General features: G+C 63.0%; 14 protein-coding genes and 1 riboswitch. Of the genes, 10 read left to right on the forward strand and 4 right to left on the reverse strand.

What is annotated here, in order from left to right; genetic code table 11:
• Positions 1 to 68: 68 nt before the first annotated feature.
• Positions 69 to 1,247, reverse strand: a complete 1,179-nt coding sequence (locus tag CO666_RS26625) for an acetate/propionate family kinase (RefSeq protein ID WP_097615034.1) — start codon at positions 1,245 to 1,247, stop codon at positions 69 to 71.
• A gap of 291 nt (positions 1,248 to 1,538) precedes the next feature.
• Between CO666_RS26625 and CO666_RS26630 the strand changes: the two genes are divergently transcribed.
• Positions 1,539 to 3,140, forward strand: a complete 1,602-nt coding sequence (locus CO666_RS26630) for an inorganic phosphate transporter (protein ID WP_097615035.1) — start codon at positions 1,539 to 1,541, stop codon at positions 3,138 to 3,140.
• A gap of 9 nt (positions 3,141 to 3,149) precedes the next feature.
• Here the strand turns inward: CO666_RS26630 and CO666_RS26635 are convergent, their stop codons facing one another.
• Both CO666_RS26635 and CO666_RS26640 read right to left on the reverse strand, forming a co-directional pair.
• Entirely contained in the window at positions 3,150 to 4,721 is a 1,572-nt protein-coding gene (locus CO666_RS26635; RefSeq protein ID WP_097615036.1) for a putative bifunctional diguanylate cyclase/phosphodiesterase, read from the reverse strand.
• A gap of 446 nt (positions 4,722 to 5,167) precedes the next feature.
• The gene (locus CO666_RS26640) at positions 5,168 to 5,722 is read right to left on the reverse strand and encodes a histidine phosphatase family protein (RefSeq protein ID WP_097615037.1); all 555 of its coding nucleotides are present in this window, start codon (positions 5,720 to 5,722) and stop codon (positions 5,168 to 5,170) included.
• A gap of 77 nt (positions 5,723 to 5,799) precedes the next feature.
• Positions 5,800 to 5,956, forward strand: a riboswitch (adenosylcobalamin (AdoCbl) riboswitch).
• On the opposite strand from CO666_RS26640, the gene CO666_RS26645 reads away from it, so the two are divergent.
• The 3 genes from CO666_RS26645 (at position 5,955) to CO666_RS26655 (ending at position 7,732) form a co-directional block, all read left to right on the forward strand.
• Entirely contained in the window at positions 5,955 to 6,164 is a 210-nt protein-coding gene (locus tag CO666_RS26645; protein WP_085738252.1) for a CbtB domain-containing protein, read from the forward strand. (Overlaps the previous riboswitch by 2 nt.)
• Positions 6,165 to 6,302: 138 nt before the next feature.
• A complete protein-coding gene (locus CO666_RS26650; protein WP_097615038.1) occupies positions 6,303 to 7,049 on the forward strand; it encodes a CbtA family protein in 747 nt (248 codons plus the stop codon).
• A 113-nt stretch (positions 7,050 to 7,162) separates the two neighbouring features.
• Positions 7,163 to 7,732, forward strand: a complete 570-nt coding sequence (locus CO666_RS26655) for a hypothetical protein (RefSeq protein WP_425352436.1) — start codon at positions 7,163 to 7,165, stop codon at positions 7,730 to 7,732.
• On the opposite strand, the gene CO666_RS26660 is transcribed toward CO666_RS26655, so the two are convergent.
• Positions 7,717 to 8,379 (reverse strand): sulfite oxidase-like oxidoreductase, encoded by a 663-nt coding sequence (locus CO666_RS26660; protein WP_097615040.1) that lies wholly within the window; start codon positions 8,377 to 8,379, stop codon positions 7,717 to 7,719. The genes CO666_RS26655 and CO666_RS26660 overlap by 16 nt on opposite strands.
• 111 nt (positions 8,380 to 8,490) lie before the next feature.
• Here CO666_RS26660 and CO666_RS26665 point away from each other — a divergent pair, with 111 nt between their 5' ends.
• The 6 genes from CO666_RS26665 (at position 8,491) to CO666_RS26690 (ending at position 16,385) form a co-directional block, all read left to right on the forward strand.
• On the forward strand, positions 8,491 to 10,365 hold the full coding sequence (locus CO666_RS26665) for a sensor histidine kinase (RefSeq protein WP_280951826.1): 1,875 nt from the start codon (positions 8,491 to 8,493) through the stop codon (positions 10,363 to 10,365).
• Entirely contained in the window at positions 10,362 to 11,696 is a 1,335-nt protein-coding gene (locus CO666_RS26670; RefSeq protein ID WP_097615041.1) for a sigma-54-dependent transcriptional regulator, read from the forward strand. Before CO666_RS26665 ends, CO666_RS26670 begins: the two co-directional genes overlap by 4 nt.
• Before the next feature lie 228 nt (positions 11,697 to 11,924).
• Complete coding sequence (locus tag CO666_RS26675) at positions 11,925 to 12,908, forward strand: tripartite tricarboxylate transporter substrate-binding protein (RefSeq protein ID WP_097615042.1); 984 nt, start codon at positions 11,925 to 11,927, stop codon at positions 12,906 to 12,908.
• A gap of 222 nt (positions 12,909 to 13,130) precedes the next feature.
• Positions 13,131 to 13,592, forward strand: coding sequence for a tripartite tricarboxylate transporter TctB family protein (locus CO666_RS26680; protein ID WP_097615043.1), 462 nt, complete (start codon positions 13,131 to 13,133; stop codon positions 13,590 to 13,592).
• A 9-nt stretch (positions 13,593 to 13,601) separates the two neighbouring features.
• The gene (locus tag CO666_RS26685; protein WP_097615044.1) at positions 13,602 to 15,107 is read left to right on the forward strand and encodes a tripartite tricarboxylate transporter permease; all 1,506 of its coding nucleotides are present in this window, start codon (positions 13,602 to 13,604) and stop codon (positions 15,105 to 15,107) included.
• A 108-nt stretch (positions 15,108 to 15,215) separates the two neighbouring features.
• Entirely contained in the window at positions 15,216 to 16,385 is a 1,170-nt protein-coding gene (locus CO666_RS26690) for a M20 aminoacylase family protein (protein WP_097615045.1), read from the forward strand.
• Positions 16,386 to 16,578: the final 193 nt, after the last annotated feature.

Genomic DNA, 16,578 nt, shown 5'->3' on the forward strand with positions numbered 1-16,578 from the left:
GTTTCTCCCGTTCGAAAACCTGTTCGACGTCAATTCTATCGGCCGGCGCCGGCACGGTATCGATCTGTTCAGCCACTGCCAAGAAGCGACAGCGCCTCGTCGGCGATGATCTGCTCCTCATCGGTGGCGATGACATGAGCGGCGATGCGGCTTTCCCCGGTGCTGATCATGAACTCATTGGCGGAATTGGCCTTTTCGTCGATCTCAAGGCCAAGCCAGGCGAGCCGCTTGGCCACGCCGGCACGGATCTCCGGCTGATGCTCGCCGATACCGGCTGTAAAGACGACGGCGTCAAGGCCGCCGAGCGTTGTTGCCATGCGGCCGACTTCGCCGGCGATGCGCAGGGTGAAGAGGTCGATCGCCTGGCGCGCCTCCAGCCGTGCATCCCGCAAAAGGTCGCGGGTATCGGCGCTGATGCCCGACAGGCCGAGCAGGCCGGAGTGGTGGTAGAGCAGGTCTTCGATTTCCCCGAAGGATTGTTTCCTCGCTCCGGCCAGATGCAGAATGACGCCGGGATCGAGCGCGCCTGGGCGCGTCGCCATCGGGATGCCGTCGAGCGTCGAAAAGCCCATGCTGCAATCGCGGCTGAGGCCTCGACCGAGCGCACAGAGGCTGGCGCCGCTGCCGAGATGGGCAACCACCGCCTTTGCCGCGCGTGGCGCTTTGCGGGCAAGCTCAGCGGCAATGAATTTGTAGGAAAGGCCATGGAAGCCGTAGCGCTTGATGCCGTCGTCGTGCAGTGCACGGGGAATGGCGAAGCGGCGAACGAGGTCGTCCTGCGTTGCATGGAAGGCTGTGTCGAAGGAGGCCGTCTGGGCAAGATGCGGTTTCAGATGCCGCAGCGCACGGATGAAACGCAGCGCCTGCGGCTGATGCAGGGGCGCGAGCGGCCTCAGCGCATCGATGGCATCGATTGCGGCGTCGTCGAGGAGGATCGCGCTGGTGAAACGGTCGCCGCCATGGACGACGCGGTGGCCGGCGACACGGAGGGCGGCAACGTCGAAATGACCGGCGAGAAGCGCGAAAGTTTCATCGATGACGTCGCGTAGGTCTTCCGTCATCTTGGCCTTCAACGGCACGTCGAATATCTGCGATCCCCGACTCAAACCGAGCGAGAGCGGTTCGGCGCGGAAGTCGATCACACCCTTGCCGATGCGCCGCGCCTTGTGGCCATCCATGGCGAAGATACCGATCTTGACGGTCGAGGAGCCGGCGTTGAAGGTCAGGAGAAGGTCGGTCGATGACATGATCTTCGTGGGCTCTGCGCGTATGTGAGATGGCTGAATTTAGTGTCGGGGTCGCGGAGGGAAAGGCATCCATTCGTCCCGCGCATGTTTTCTCTCTGTACATCCTCTCATTTTGTTCGGCTGGAGTTGCGATGCGGCGTCTTCCCGGGATGCGCAGGCGGCAAGCCGGCGACGGCCGATGTCATCAGATGTCAGTGCCCACCAGGCGGACCAGACAGGCGTCATGAGAGCTTCACGCGGTAGAATTATTAACAAAAGGCAAATTTGCAAAACGGAATAAGGAACTATGCCATGGCCGATATTGCCCCCAGCCAGGTTCATAGCGACGCTTCCCACCCGCTCCACAGTTCGAATTCATCCGGCAAATGGTTCTTGCCGGTCTTCGCACTCGTTCTGGTCTGCGGCCTTGGATATGTCGCTTATGCCCTCGGACGCGACCTGACAACAGCCGCCGCCGTTCCCTGGATTCTCTTGGGCCTTGCGCTGCTGATCGCGCTCGGCTTCGAGTTCGTCAACGGTTTCCACGATACGGCCAATGCCGTCGCCACCGTCATCTACACCCGTTCCATGCCGGCGGAATTCGCCGTCATCTGGTCGGGCTTCTTCAACTTCCTCGGCGTGCTGACCTCCAGCGGCGCCGTTGCCTTCGGCATTCTGGCGCTGCTGCCGGTGGAACTGATCCTGCAGGTCGGCTCCGGCTCCGGCCTTGCCATGGTCTTTGCGCTGCTGATCGCCGCGATCGTCTGGAATCTCGGAACCTGGTATCTCGGCCTGCCGTCGTCGAGCTCGCATACGCTGGTGGGATCGATCATCGGCGTCGGCCTCGCGAACCAGTTCCTGGCGCCGGCCGGCACGGCGACGAGCGGCGTCGACTGGTCGCAGGCGACCAATATCGGCCTGTCGCTTCTGATCTCGCCGCTGATCGGCTTCGGTCTTTCGGCCGTGCTTCTGCTGGTCATGAAGGTTCTGGTGCGCAACAAGGCGCTCTACGACGAACCGAAGGGCAATCAGCCGCCGCCGCTCTGGATTCGTGCGATCCTGATCTTCACCTGCACCGGCGTCAGCTTCGCCCACGGCTCCAATGACGGCCAGAAGGGCATGGGTCTGATCATGCTCATCCTGATCGGCCTGGTGCCGACGGCCTTCGCGCTGAACCGCACGCCCGACGTCAACTATCTCGAAGCCTACAAGTCGGCGTCGGTCCAGGTGGAAACGGCGCTCGGCAAATATGTGAAGCCCGGCGTGACCGTCGCCGACTACAAGGCCGAAGTCAGCAACGCCGTCAAGAACAAGAGCTGGACGGATGCGACGACGCCGGCCCTGCAACAATATATCCATCAGACGAGCGCCGAAGTCGCCGCCTTCCCGACCCTCGAAGCGGTGCCGACCAATCTCGTCGGCAACGTCCGCAATGACATCTACCTGATCGGCGAGGCGCTGAAGCTGATCGACAAGCAGAAGCTGCTGCCGATGGACGCCGGCGATTTGACGGCGGTGACGAACTACCACAAGGCGGTCGACAACGCGACGAAGTTCATCCCGCTCTGGGTCAAGGTGGCGGTCGCGATCGCGCTCGGCCTCGGCACGATGGTGGGCTGGAAGCGCATCGTCGTCACCGTCGGCGAGAAGATCGGCAAGACGCATCTGACCTACGGCCAGGGCGCGGCAGCCGAAGTCGTGGCGATGGTCACCATCGCCTCGGCCGATCATCTCGGCCTGCCGGTCTCGACCACGCATGTGCTGTCATCCGGCGTTGCCGGCACCATGGCGGCGAACGGGTCCGGCCTGCAATGGTCGACCGTGCGCAACATGCTGATGGCCTGGGTGCTGACGCTGCCGGCCTCGATCGCGATCGCCTTCGTGCTCTTCGTGATCCTGCGCCAGCTGTTCTAAAAACGAGTATCAGGCCGTCGAGGCCAGACTGGCATTGCGATCGCTGATGAAGATGCTCGCCTCGGCGGCGGGCATCGCCTTGCCGAAAAGATAACCCTGGCCGATGTCGCAGCCGAGTTGCAGCAGGAAGGCGAGCTGGCCATGCTCCTCGACGCCTTCGGCTGTTGTCTTGATGTTGAGGCTCCTGCCGAGGCCGAGCATGGCGCGGACGATCTTTTCCTGCCGTTCGTCGTCGCGATAGGTGGCGACGAAACTTTTGTCGATCTTGATCTTGTCGAAACGATAACGCGCGAGCTGGGCGAGACTCGAATAACCCGTACCGAAATCATCGAGCGCGATCTGGATGCCGGCCGCGTGCAGTTCGTCGAGGACGACAGCGGCGACGGCCGGATCCTGGATCAGTGCATTTTCGGTGATCTCGACTTCCAGGCGCTGCGGCGGCAGCCGGCTCGCCGAGAGCACTTTGAGGATACGGGAGGCGAGCAGCCTGTCTTCCATCTGCACCGGCGAGACATTGAAGGACAGGGTTACGTGTTCCGGCCAGTCGAGCGCGTCGCTGCAGGCCTGGGCAAGCAGATCTTCGAAGAGGGCGGTGATCATGCCGGTTTCTTCGGCAATGTCGATGAAGACGGGCGGCGGGATGTGGACGCCGTCGTCGCCGATCCAGCGCGCCAAGGCTTCGAAGCCGCAGAGCTGGCCGGTCTTGAGGTCGATCAGCGGCTGATAGAAGGGTTTGATCGCCTTCTTGGAGATTGCCGCGCGCAGCCTGGTTTCCAGCGCGGCGCGTTCCGTCACCTTGTCCTGCATCGAGGCTTCGAAGACGAGAGAGTGATTGGGCCCGCGCGATTTCGCCTCGTACATGGCAAGGTCGGCGCGGTGAGCGGCATCCTCAAGCGGCTCGGCTCCCTCGGCCCAGCGGTCGTAGCCGACGCTGGCGCCGACTTCGACGGCAAAGCCGTCGATGAGGATCGGCCGGGTGACGGCATGGATCAAAAGCTTGGCAAAACGCTCTTCGCGCTGTGCGGTCAGGCCGAAGGCGACGACGATGAATTCGTCACCGCCGAAGCGATAGACGCAATCGGCATTGCCGAGCGCGCAGATACGCTTTGCGACCTCGATCAGGAGGCCATCGCCGCCCTTGTGGCCAACCAGATCGTTGACTTTCTTGAAGCCGTCGAGGTCGACGGAAAAGATGGTAACGTTGCGAGCCCAATCCTCGATCTCGGCTTCCTCATCAAGGATCGGCCGCGAGAGGAGCTTGCGCTCGAAGGCGTAGCGGTTTGGCAGCTTGGTCAGATGGTCGTGGGTCGCGGTCCAATCGGCCTTCGCCTGGGCGGCGTCGCGCAGGTCCATTTCCTTGCGCAGATCGGCGATGCGCAGCACCGAATAGATGAAACTCATGGCGCCGGCGATGCCGAGGGCCAGGACGAGCTTGTCGGCGCCGTACTCACTGAAACCGATCATGAAGGTGACGAGGCCGTCGTCGAAGTGCAACAGCGTGCCGAGGAGCCAGAGGGTTACTCCGAACACCACAATCGACACACATTGCCGTCCGGCCCTGCTTTGGAAAAACGCCGGCATTATCGCCTTCTCCATCTCCACCCTGCGCGGAATTATCACGAAAATCTGAAATGTTCGTTGAACTCAGGGGGCGAATTGTTGGAGGGGCGGCCTGTTGCGGCGCTATCGGGACGGCAGCCTTGCTGCGGCCGTTCGTCGGCTTTTTGGGGAGATAGAGGATGTTTGGCGAGGGCTCGGGAAGAACGAGGGCGAGCGTGCTGTTGCATCGCTCGCCCTGTCTCGCTTTTCAGGCGGTGACGATCAGCAGCGGGACGCTGACGACCAGACCGACCAGAATCACGGTGAACGTCGCAACCCGCATCAAACGCAGGCGCCGCGTACGTTCCCCACTCCAATCATATGCCATGTCTTCCATCTCCTTGAGACAAGGAAGTAGTCCCGGTCAAACCCGGTTCAATAGAGATGACGCGATTTGCTTGCGTAAGGCTGGATCGTATGAGGCATCTCTAATGCTGAAGGCGCAGCGACCAGCGCCGCCCGTTGCTGGTCATGCGGATGACGGCGAGCGGTTCGACGTCGACAAGCCAGAAGGAGGAAAGCGGTGCGTGAAGCACATGCGCGATGGCTGCTCTTATGACGGATGCATGGGTAACGGCCACCACATGGCCGCCGAGTGTAGATTGCTCATCCATCCAGCCTGCGATGCGCGTGCGCAGATCGGCAATGCTCTCGCCGCCGTACGGGGCAGCTTCCGGATCACTCATCCACGCCATGAGGCCCTCCGGCTCTTCGGCCTCGATCGTTGTGATCGATCTGCCGGCCCAGCGGCCGTGATCGCAATCGCAAAGCGCCTGATCTATCCGGGCTTCGAGGTGGAGCGCTTCCGCGGTCTGGCGGGCGCGCAAAGCGGGGCTCATGACGATACGATCGGCGCGGGGAGGGGCGGCCATCCTGCCTGCTTCCGCCATGGCCTTTTCTTCCAGCGGTTCGTCGAGCGGGAACAGGCCCTTGCGGCTTGCCGCCGTTGCGCCGTGGCAGATCCAGGTGAGGCGCATGTTCACGGTCGTTCCGATCTCCGGATAGCGGTGGGGACAGCCTTTGCCGGCTTCGTGAAGTGTCGTTGACAGTCTCTTCGGCGAACAGATATAACCGTGCTGTTGCGGGTTTGGAAGCCGGTGGAAATCCGGCGCGGTCGCGCCACTGTGACCAGCGTGTCGAAAGCTCTTCGTGCTGGAAGTCAGACCTTACCGCACAAACACTCTTTCGACTGAACGCGTCATTCCGGAGGAATACATGTCTGACACCACTTTCACGCCCGTCGCGGCACCGGCGCCAATCCCGCTCGGAGATATCCTGCCCTGGGCGATCTTCGGCGGTCTGCTGATGCTCATCGTCCTCTATTTCGTCGGCACCGAGGAAGGCGCGATGGCACTGTTCAACGGCATGTACGTGCACGAATTCGTGCATGACGCCCGTCATCTCCTCGGCTTTCCCTGCCACTAAAGCGCATCGCGATCTTTCAGGTTCGCTTCTCACGCTTTAGGTCTTTGTTTTATGCATGTCTCGGCAAAAGCGTTTCACGCTTTGCCTGGCAAAACCGCTCACACAGTTTTGCGCAACATGCTTTGGGGAGTTCGTGACATGGTTGGAAACCTTTTGCTTCGCGGCATGCTCGCGGGCCTGATTGCCGGCATCCTCGTTTTTGCCTTCGCCCATACCTTCGGCGAGCCGCTCGTCGATGCGGCGATCGCGTTCGAGGAAGCGAGTGCCCAGGCGGCTGGCGAAGCTGCCGAACCTGAGCTCGTCAGCCGGGCCACGCAAGCCGGTCCCGGCCTCTTCATCGGCGTAATGGCTTACAGCATCGCCGTCGGTGGGCTTTTTTCGCTTGCCTTCGCTTTCGTGCACGGCCGCCTCAGCAGCCTTTCGCCGCGCGGCACCTCGGCCGTCATCGCCGTGGCCGCCTTCGTGGCGATCGTGCTCGTTCCCGGCATCAAGTATCCGGCCAACCCGCCGGCGGTCGGCAATCCCGATACGATCGGTGTCAGGACCGAGCTATTCTTCCTGATGATCGTCGTCTCGCTTGCCGCGCTGATCGCCGCGGTGGCGCTGTCGCGCCGTCTTTCCGGACGTTTCGGTCTCTGGAACGGCGCGATCATCGCCGGTGTCGCCTATCTCATCTTCATCGGCCTCGTTCTCTATCTCTTGCCGCCGATTAACGAGGTGCCCGAGAATTTCTCGGCGCTGGTGCTCTGGCGTTTCCGCACGACAACGCTCGCCATGCACGCGATCCTCTGGGCAGCGCTCGGCCTTGCCTTCGGAGCGCTGGCCGAAAGGCAGCTCGCCGTCAAGGGTGGGCAGCGCGGACGGCCGGCGAGGGCATTTCGCTAAATGCATCCAAGGGCGCAGCCTGGTCTGCGCCCCGAACTTTCAGGGCGATCATGAGACGCGAGAGAACCGGGCTATTTCTGCCGACGACATTTGCCGTCATCGCCTGCCTTTTCATGATCGCCGGAAACTGCTTTGCGCATAGCCGCAGTGCCGGCGGCAATCCTACCGGTCTCGATATTCCGGAAATTTCCCACGGCGAGATGGCGGTGATTTCAGACTATCGCCGTGGGATCATCGACCTCGCATCCCGTGCCGTCGATACCAACGAACCGTTCCGCCGTATCCTGAACTATGCCGAAATCCAATATTCCTATTGCCTGTGGGGCAGGGTGCCCGGCAGCGTGACGGACGAGGAAAGTCCGTTCAACGAATGCGCCCATGCCTATCTCGCGGCGACGAAGGCGGTGCTGATGGCGATGCGGGAGATGCCGCGGGAGGCGCCTGCCGCAGGAGAAATCATCTCCGCCATGGATGCCGACATGGTGCGGCGCGGTCTTGCGCTTGTCACCTGCCAGTTCAGCGGCGAGGCTTTCAACACGGCCGATATCATCAAGCCGCGCTGGAGCCGGATACCGCTTCATCCCGCCAGCATGGCGTCGCTGACGGGGCTCGCCGCCTTGTTGGGGCTTGCCATCCTAGCGCTTCGCCGTTTCCTGCAGCCGAGGGCTCAGTCGTCGGAATAGCGCTGCTCGCGCCACGGATCGCCAAGCATGTGGTAGCCGTTCTTTTCCCAGAAACCGGCCATGTCTTCGGGCATCAGCTCGATGCGGCGCAGCCATTTGGCGCTTTTCCAGAAATAGAGATGCGGCACGACGAGGCGCATCGGGCCGCCGTGATCCGGCGTCAGCGGCAGGCCCTCCCATGATGTCGCGAGGATGGCGTCCTCGGCGGCAAAATCGGCAAGCGGCAGGTTGGTGGTATAGCCGTCATAACTCGTCAGCATGACGTAAGCTGCTTCCGGTTTCGGCATGGCGCGGTCGAGCAGATCGCGCGTCGAAACGCCCTTCCATCTGTTGTCGTAGCGCGACCAGGTGGTGACGCAGTGAATATCGCTGATATTGCTGCTCTGCTCGATCGCCTGGAAATCGGCCCAGGTGAGGGTAACAGTCGTTTCGACCAGGCCGCGCACCTCAAGCCGCCAGCTCTCGGTGGAAATGACGGGCTGCTGGCCGAGATCGAGCACCGGCCAGTTCTTGACGAGGTGCTGGCCGGGCGGCAGGCGCTCGGCTTCGGGACGGCTGATGCGGCCGGTCAGGAACTTGCCCTCCGCCGCCCAGCGGCGCTTGGAGCTGGTGAGCTTGCTGTCGGCGGGCGTCTGGTCGTCGTTCATGGACTGGGTCTCCTTGCGGTGCAGCAATAGGACATCCGCCTCTGCGGAGTGTCAAGTTTCGGCAAGCTCTTGGAAATCCTCGCTTGCCTCATTAAGCTGAGCCCGTCGGGCATGCCTTGCTGGGGAGTGAGGGCAGAAAGGGAGGAGCCGGATCTGTCTTCGAGATATCGTGCGATAGCGGCCCTGCTGGTGGTGCCGCTCGTCATTTTCGCCTTCTTCACCTACGGAAGCGCGATTGCGACGCGCGCCTATATGCAGGAGGCGTCAGCCCAGGCGGGAACGGCGCTGCGCCTTGCCGTCTCGGCGCTCAGCGGTCATCTCAACCGCTATGAGGCGCTGCCGGCGCTGATTGCCGATCATGACGATATCAAGGAGCTGGTCAGCGCGCCTGACGACATGGTGCTGCGCGATGCCGCCAATCTCTATCTCAAGGAGATCAACGGGCTCCTGAAATCCTCCGACATCTATGTGGTGAAACCGGACGGGGAGACGATCGCGGCGAGCAATTACGATGGACCGGGAAGTTTCGTCGGCCAGAATTTCAACTACCGCCCCTATTTCCAGGAAGCGATCGAAGGCCGGCAGGCCCGGTTTTACGCCCTCGGCACCACGTCCTTGAAGCGCGGCTACTATTTTTCGGCGCCGATCAGGGTCGGCGCGGATATTCGCGGCGTCATCGTCTTCAAGGTCGATATCGACATGATCGAATCCTCCTGGAGCGGCGGGGAATACAAGATCTTCGTCTCCGATCCCGAAGGCATCATCTTCATGTCCGGCAGTCCGGAATGGCTCTACGGCGCGATCTTGCCGTTGACGGCCGAGCGGGTTGCACGCACGCAAGCCTCGCGGCGTTATGCCAATGCGACACTGACGGCGCTGCCGGTGACGCGCCATCGCTTCGAGCCGCATGATCTGATGACATTTGCAGGCGACCGGAGTTCAAGCGAATATCTGATGCTGTCGCATTACATGCCGGCCGAGGACTGGACGGTGAACGTGCTGATGGAGACGAGTTCCATCCGCGCTCAGGCGCGCACCGCGCTTGTCGCCGTCTTTCTCATCCTTTGCATTGCCGGGCTTGCTGTTGCGGTCATTCGCCAGCGGCGGGCGCGGCTAGCCGAGCGCATGCAGATGCAGGCCGAAGCGCGGGATGAGCTGGAGCGGCGGGTGGAGGAGCGCACGGCGGATCTTGCCCGCGTCAACAGCCGCATCGAGGAGGAGATCGCCGAGCGGCGGTTGACCGAGCAGCAGCTTCGCCAGACCCAGGCCGATCTTATCCAGGCCGGCAAACTTGCCGGCCTCGGGCAGATGTCGGCTGCGCTTTCGCATGAATTCAACCAGCCGCTCGCCGCCGCCAAGACCTATACGGACAGCGCTTCCGTTCTGATCGATCGCGGCCGGACGGAGGAGGCGCACGACAATATAAGGCGGATCGGCGGGCTGATCGACCGCATGGCTGCGATCAGCCGGCATTTGCGTAACTTCGCCCGCAAACCGAACGAGAAGCTCGGGCCGGTTCCCCTCGACGAGGCGATGCGCGATACGCTCGAGATCATCGCCTGGCGGCTGAAGGCGGCCGACGCCGAGCTCCGGCTCGATCTCGGAATGCGGCCGCCGGTCGTGCGCGCCGGTTCGGTACGTCTGCAGCAGGTGCTGGTGAACGTGATCTCCAATGCGGCCGATGCGGTTGAAGGGCTGGATGACAGACGCATCGAGATTTCGGCCTTCGAGGCGGCGGGCAAGGTGGTGCTGACGATACGCGATCACGGGCCGGGCGTGCCGGCGGCAATCGCCGAGCGCATCTTCGATCCCTTCTTCACGACCAAGGGTGTCGGCAAGGGGCTCGGCTTGGGGCTTTCGATCTCCTACAACATCGTCAAGGATTTCGGCGGCAGCCTGACGGCTGCCAATCACCCCGAAGGGGGCGCGGTGTTCCGTATCGAGCTGCAATCGGCGGCAGGGCTGATGCCGGAGGCGGCGGAATGAACGATGCCAAAATCCTGCTCGTCGACGACGAGGAAGAGTTGCGCCGCTCGACGGCGCAGGCGCTCGAGCTCTCCGGCTTCAGTGTCGAGACTTTTTCGAACGGCGATCATGTGCTGGAACTGATCGGCTACAGTTTTCCCGGCGTCGTCGTCAGCGATATCCGCATGCCCGGCATGGACGGCATGACGCTGATGCAGAGGATCCGCGAACTCGACCCGGAAGTGCCGGTCATTCTCGTCACCGGCCATGGCGACGTTCAGCTTGCGGTCAAGGCGATGCGCGAAGGCGCCTATGATTTCATCGAGAAGCCGTTTACGCCCGAGATGCTGGCCGGTGTCATCCGCCGGGCGATGGAACGGCGGGGCTTGGTGCTTGAAAACCGGTTGCTGAAGGCGGTCGCCGGCAAACGCGACGATATCGAGGCGCGGCTGCCGGGGCGCACACAGGTGATGGTGGATCTGCGCTACCGTATCCGCGCGATCGGCGCCAGCGATGCCGATACGCTCATCGTCGGCGAGACCGGGGCCGGCAAGGAAGTGGTGGCACGCGCGCTGCACGATATCAGCGCCCGGGCGAGCCGGCCGTTCATCGCGATCAATTGCGCCGCGCTGCCGGCAAACCTGATCGAGAGCGAGCTCTTCGGCCATGAGATCGGGGCCTTTCCGGGGGCGGTGAGGCCGCGCTACGGAAAGTTCGAGCATGGGCGCGGCGGCACCATCCTGCTCGACGAAATCGGCTCCATGCCTTTCGACCTGCAGGCTAAATTCCTGCGGGTGCTGCAGGAGCGGGTGATCTCCAGGCTCGGATCGAACGAAATCGTGGCGCTCGACGTCCGCTTCATCGCGACGAGCAAAGTCGACCTGGAGGCGGAAGTGGCTGCAGGGCGCTTCCGCGCCGACCTCTTCTACCGGCTTGATGTCGCAACGCTGCATGTGCCGTCGCTGTCGCAGCGGCGGGCGGATGTTCCGCTGCTTTTCCTGCAGTTGGTGCGAGAAGCGGCCGCGCGGTACGGCCGCGACGAGATGACCGTGCTGCCGGAGGTGATCTCCGACATCGCCCAGCGCGACTGGCCCGGCAATGTGCGGGAACTGAGGAACGCTGCCGACCGCCTAGTCCTCGGCCTCGACAATGGCGGACGGCAGGCCGAGGAGGCGACGGGGCTTGCGGAGCGGGTCGCCGAATTCGAGCGAGGGGTCATCTCCAGTGCACTGGTCGCGCATGGCGGCAGCCTCAAGCCGGTCTACGAGTCGCTCGGTATTTCCCGGAAGACGCTTTACGAAAAGATGCAGAAATACGGCCTGGATAAGCGGATGATGATCAGCGAAGGTTAGTCTTCGCCGGCGGGCTGTGCTTTCTCACCGGATGCGATGGGTGGATTTCCACCCATCGCATCCGCCGTTTGTTTCCAAATCGACCCATGCTGCATCGCACCGTCGCAGAATCGTCTTCCAAAAGCGGTGGCGATGATTGCGGCTCGATTTTTCCCGGCGGCAAATAGGCAATCCGAACCGGCGCGGAGGAGTGTCGGCGGGCTCGCTTATTTCATCAGGGAGGAAACGATGAAAATCCTGAAGGCCATGCTCGGCCTGACCGCAGCTGCTGCGGTCTCTCTTCTCGCCGGTGCCGCTTCGGCGCAGACCTATCCTGAACGCACCATCACCATGGTCGTACCGTTTGCGGCCGGCGGCCCGACCGATACGGTTGCACGCCTCGTCGCCGAATCCATGTCGAAGGATCTCGGCCAGCAGATCGTCGTCGAAAATGTCGGCGGCGCCGGCGGTACGCTCGGCGCTGGCCGCGTCGCGAGCGCCGATCCCGATGGTTATACGATCCTGCTGCACCATATCGGCATGGCGACCAGCGCCACGCTCTACCGCAAGCTCGCCTATGATACGCTCGGCGCCTTCGACTATGTCGGCCTCGTCACCGAGGTGCCGATGACGATCGTCGCGCGCAAGGATTTCGAGCCGACCGACCTCAAGGGCCTGATCGACTATGTCAAGGCCAACAAGGACAAGGTGACGGTTGCCAATGCCGGCATCGGCGCGGCTTCGCATCTCTGCGGCATGATGTTCATGAGCGCCATCCAGACGCCGCTGACGACCGTTCCCTACAAGGGCACGGGCCCTGCCATGACCGACCTGCTTGGCGGCCAGGTCGATATCATGTGCGACCAGACGACCAACACCACGAAACAGATCCAGGGCGGCACGATCAAGGCCTATGCCGTGACCTCGCCGAAGCGCCTCGATGTGATGAAGGACATTCCGACGGCTGTCGAAGCCGGCCTGCCGGGCTTCGAAGTCGGCATATGGCATGGCATCTATACGCCGAAGGGCACGCCGGCTGAAATCAACGAACGGCTGTCGAAGTCGCTGCAGGTCGCGCTGAAAGACCCGAATGTCGGCGCCCGCTTCGCCGAACTCGGCACGGCGCCTTCCTCCGACGCCGATGCGACGCCGGCTGCGCTGAAGGCCAAGCTCGAAAGCGAGATCGCCCGCTGGAAGCCGGTGATCGAGGCGGCCGGAGAATATGCCGACTGAGGTTTCTCCTCGTCCGGGCATGCCGAAAAGAGCCCCTCACCCTAGCCCTCTCCCCGTAAGAACGGGGAGAGGGGACGTGCCATGCGAGATGCGGCGGGGAACGGAGAGGTTGCGGTGTGTTCCCTTCTCCCCGTTTGCGGGGAGAAGGTGCCGGCAGGCGGATGAGGGGCGGCCACCACAGCAGCAACGCGTCACGAACCATCTCCAACCCCAGGAGACACCATGAAATCCATCAGTTTCGATAGCACCAATGCGATCTGCGGCGCGCTTTTCGTCGCGACCGGCGCTTTTTTCGCCTTCCAGTCGCTGGGGCTCGACCTCGGCACGGCATTGCGCATGGGCCCCGGTTATTTTCCATTCATCCTCGCCTGCGCGCTCGTGCTGCTCGGGGCGATCATCTTCATTCAGGCGCTGCGCGTCGAGGGAGAGCCGATCGGCGCCTGGGCCTGGCGCGGCATGCTCTTCATCCTTCCGGCGCCGGTGTTCTTCGGGCTGACGGTTCGCGGGCTCGGATTTGCGCCGGCGCTGTTCCTCACCGCCTTCATCGCCTGCTTCGCATCGCAAAAGATGAACCTGTTCTTCGCAATCATTCTTTCGCTGCTGCTGACGGTTTTTTCCGTGGCGGTCTTCAGCTACGGGCTCGGCCTGCCGTTCGAGCGCTTCGGTCCCTGGGTCCGGTTCTAGGAGGCGATGATGGATCTTTTCAGCAATCTCGCTCTCGGTTTTGCGACAGCCGGCACGCTTGACAATCTGCTCTTCTGCCTGATCGGCGTGCTGCTCGGCACGCTGATCGGCGTGCTGCCCGGCATCGGCGCCACGGCGACGATCGCCATGCTCCTGCCGATCACCTTCCAGCTTGAGCCGGTCTCCTCGCTGATCATGCTCGCCGGCATCTATTACGGCGCACAGTACGGCGGTTCGACGACGGCGATCCTCATCAACATGCCGGGCGAATCGTCTTCGGCCGTCACCGCGATCGACGGTTATCAGATGGCGCGCAAGGGCAGGGCGGGGGCAGCGCTGGCGATCGCCGCGCTCGGCTCGTTTTTTGCCGGCACGGTCTCGACCTTTCTCGTCGCGATCTTCGCGCCGCCGCTCACTGCCATCGCGCTGCAATTCGGCTCGGCCGAATATTTCTCGCTGATGATCGTCGGTCTGGTCTCCTCGATCGCTTTGGCGCATGGCTCGGTCGTCAAGGCCCTGGCGATGGTGGCGCTCGGGCTGCTGCTCGGTCTCGTCGGCACCGACATCTATACCGGCACGCCGCGCTTCACGCTCGGCATCCGCGAATATGCCGACGGGCTGAACTTCGTGGCGCTCGCCGTCGGCGTTTTTGGCGTCGCAGAAATCCTGCGCAATCTGGAAGGCGAGTCGACCCGCACCGTGCTGATGGCCAAGGTGTCCGGCCTCTTGCCGTCCCGCCAGGAATTCAAGGAGATGATCGCGCCGGTCATTCGCGGCACGGCCATCGGCTCGGCGCTCGGCATCCTGCCGGGCGGCGGCGCCATCCTTGCCTCCTTCGCCTCCTACACGGTGGAAAAGCGCATGTCGAAGACGCCGGAGGAATTCGGCAAGGGTGCGGTTGCCGGCGTCGCCGGGCCGGAATCGGCCAACAATGCCGGGGCGCAGACCTCGTTCATTCCGCTGCTGACGCTCGGTATTCCGGCCAATCCGGTCATGGCGCTGATGATCGGCGCGATGATCATCCAGGGCATCGTGCCGGGGCCGAATGTCGCCACCGAGCAGCCGGCGCTGTTCTGGGGCATCATCGCCTCGATGTGGATCGGCAACCTGATGCTCGTCATCCTCAACCTGCCGCTGATCGGCCTGTGGGTGAAGCTGCTGACCGTGCCCTATTATGTGCTCTTCCCAGTCATCATGGCCTTCTGCTCGATCGGGGTCTACAGCGTCAACGCCAATGTCTACGACCTCTATGCCGTCGCCTTCTTCGGGCTCATCGGCTACGTGCTGGCAAAGCTTCGCTGCGAGCCGGCGCCGCTCTTGCTCGGCTTCGTGCTCGGGCCGCTGCTCGAGGAAAACCTGCGGCGTGCGATGATCCTGTCGCGCGGCGATCCCAGTACCTTCGTCACGCGGCCGATCAGCGCCACGCTTCTGGCCATCGCGGTCGCCGTCCTCATCGTCGTCTTCCTGCCGAGCGTCAAGAAGAAGCGCGAAGAGGTGTTCGTCGAAGAAGCCTGAGGGGTTGAACTTGCAGTCTGTTTGATCAACAAGGAATGATCTGACGCGGGCGCCGGTGGGGCGCCCGTTTCTCATGACAGGATATCCAGGCCCCAGGAGCATTGCCCGATGAGCATCCCCGCCCGGATCAGCGCCGATCTGCCGTTCCTCACATCCTTGCGCCGCGATCTGCATGCCCATCCCGAACTGGGTTTCGAGGAAGAGCGCACCAGCGGCATTGTCGCGAGGCTTCTCGAGGAAGCCGGCGTCACGGTGCATCGCGGACTGGCCGGCACCGGCGTGGTCGGCACGCTCAAGGTCGGCAACGGCACGCGCAAGATCGGGCTCAGGGCCGACATGGATGCGCTCGCCATGCCTGAATTGGCGGAGCGGCCTTACAAATCGACGGTCCCCGGCAAGATGCATGCCTGCGGCCATGACGGCCACACGGCGATGCTGCTGGGCGCCGCCCGGCATCTGGCGGCAACGCGAGGATTTTCCGGCACGGTGCATTTCATTTTCCAGCCGGCCGAAGAGGGGCGCGGCGGAGCAAAGCGCATGGTGGAGGAGGGGCTCTTCCGGCTTTTCCCCTGCGATGCCGTTTATGGCCTGCACAATATGCCCGGGCTTGCGGTCGACGAGATCGCCGTCGTCGAAGGGCCGCAGCTTGCCTCCTCCGACAGCTGGCGCATGACCTTCCGGGGGACCGGCACACACGGCGCCAAGCCGCATCTCGGCCGTGATCCGATCACGGCGGCCGGCACCTTCCTGTCGTCGCTGCAGACGATCGTCGGGCGCGTGATCGACCCGCTGCAGCCGGCGGTCGTCAGTGCCTGTTTTCTGCAGGCGGGTGATTCCAAGGCGCTGAACGTCATCCCGGATGTCGTGGAGATCGGCGGGACGGCGCGGGCCTATTCACCCGAGGTGCGCGATCAGTTGGAGACCGAGATCGGGCGGCTGGCGCATGGTACTGCTGCCATGTACGGCATCACTGTGGACTATCATTTCGAGCGACGGATTCCACCTGTCATCAACGACGTGGATGCGACGACGCGGGCGCTGGCTGCGGCCGGTGCTGTCTTCGGCGAGAAGGTGCGCGCCAGCTTTCCACCGTCGACGGCCGGAGACGATTTTGCCTTCTTCGCTCAGAATGCGCCGGGTTGTTACGTCTGGCTCGGCAACGGGCTGGCCGTCGATGGAGCGCTGCATCACAACACGGCCTTTGACTTTAACGATGCGGCGCTTGGATACGGGGCGGCCTATTGGGTGGCCTTGGTGGAGCGGGAGTTGAAAGGGTAAGCCTGCGTTTGTAGCCCCCTCAACCGCCTGCCGGCACCTTCTCCCCGCTGGGGAGAAGGGATATGCCGCGACGTCTCGACTCCCTCTTCTCCCCAGCGGGGAGAAGGTGCCCGTAGGGCGGATGAGCATCTGTGTTTGATGTCAAGGCGGATTTGGGGTCCAGATGCGGTTTTTGGTGATGAGAGTATTTGCC

The sequence above is a fragment of the Rhizobium chutanense genome (genome assembly GCF_002531935.1).
Taxonomy (GTDB): Bacteria; Pseudomonadota; Alphaproteobacteria; order Rhizobiales; family Rhizobiaceae; genus Rhizobium; species Rhizobium chutanense.

Coding starts and splice junctions, on each gene's coding strand:
- CO666_RS26675 (WP_097615042.1), top strand. CDS start 11,925: ATGAAAATCCTGAAGGCCATGCTCGGCCTGACCGCAGCTGCTGCGGTC.
- CO666_RS26665 (WP_280951826.1), top strand. CDS start 8,491: ATGCCTTGCTGGGGAGTGAGGGCAGAAAGGGAGGAGCCGGATCTGTCT.
- CO666_RS26645 (WP_085738252.1), top strand. CDS start 5,955: ATGTCTGACACCACTTTCACGCCCGTCGCGGCACCGGCGCCAATCCCG.
- CO666_RS26625 (WP_097615034.1), bottom strand. CDS start 1,247: ATGTCATCGACCGACCTTCTCCTGACCTTCAACGCCGGCTCCTCGACC.
- CO666_RS26680 (WP_097615043.1), top strand. CDS start 13,131: ATGAAATCCATCAGTTTCGATAGCACCAATGCGATCTGCGGCGCGCTT.
- CO666_RS26690 (WP_097615045.1), top strand. CDS start 15,216: ATGAGCATCCCCGCCCGGATCAGCGCCGATCTGCCGTTCCTCACATCC.
- CO666_RS26655 (WP_425352436.1), top strand. CDS start 7,163: ATGATCGCCGGAAACTGCTTTGCGCATAGCCGCAGTGCCGGCGGCAAT.
- CO666_RS26650 (WP_097615038.1), top strand. CDS start 6,303: ATGGTTGGAAACCTTTTGCTTCGCGGCATGCTCGCGGGCCTGATTGCC.
- CO666_RS26635 (WP_097615036.1), bottom strand. CDS start 4,721: ATGCCGGCGTTTTTCCAAAGCAGGGCCGGACGGCAATGTGTGTCGATT.
- CO666_RS26685 (WP_097615044.1), top strand. CDS start 13,602: ATGGATCTTTTCAGCAATCTCGCTCTCGGTTTTGCGACAGCCGGCACG.
- CO666_RS26670 (WP_097615041.1), top strand. CDS start 10,362: ATGAACGATGCCAAAATCCTGCTCGTCGACGACGAGGAAGAGTTGCGC.
- CO666_RS26660 (WP_097615040.1), bottom strand. CDS start 8,379: ATGAACGACGACCAGACGCCCGCCGACAGCAAGCTCACCAGCTCCAAG.
- CO666_RS26630 (WP_097615035.1), top strand. CDS start 1,539: ATGGCCGATATTGCCCCCAGCCAGGTTCATAGCGACGCTTCCCACCCG.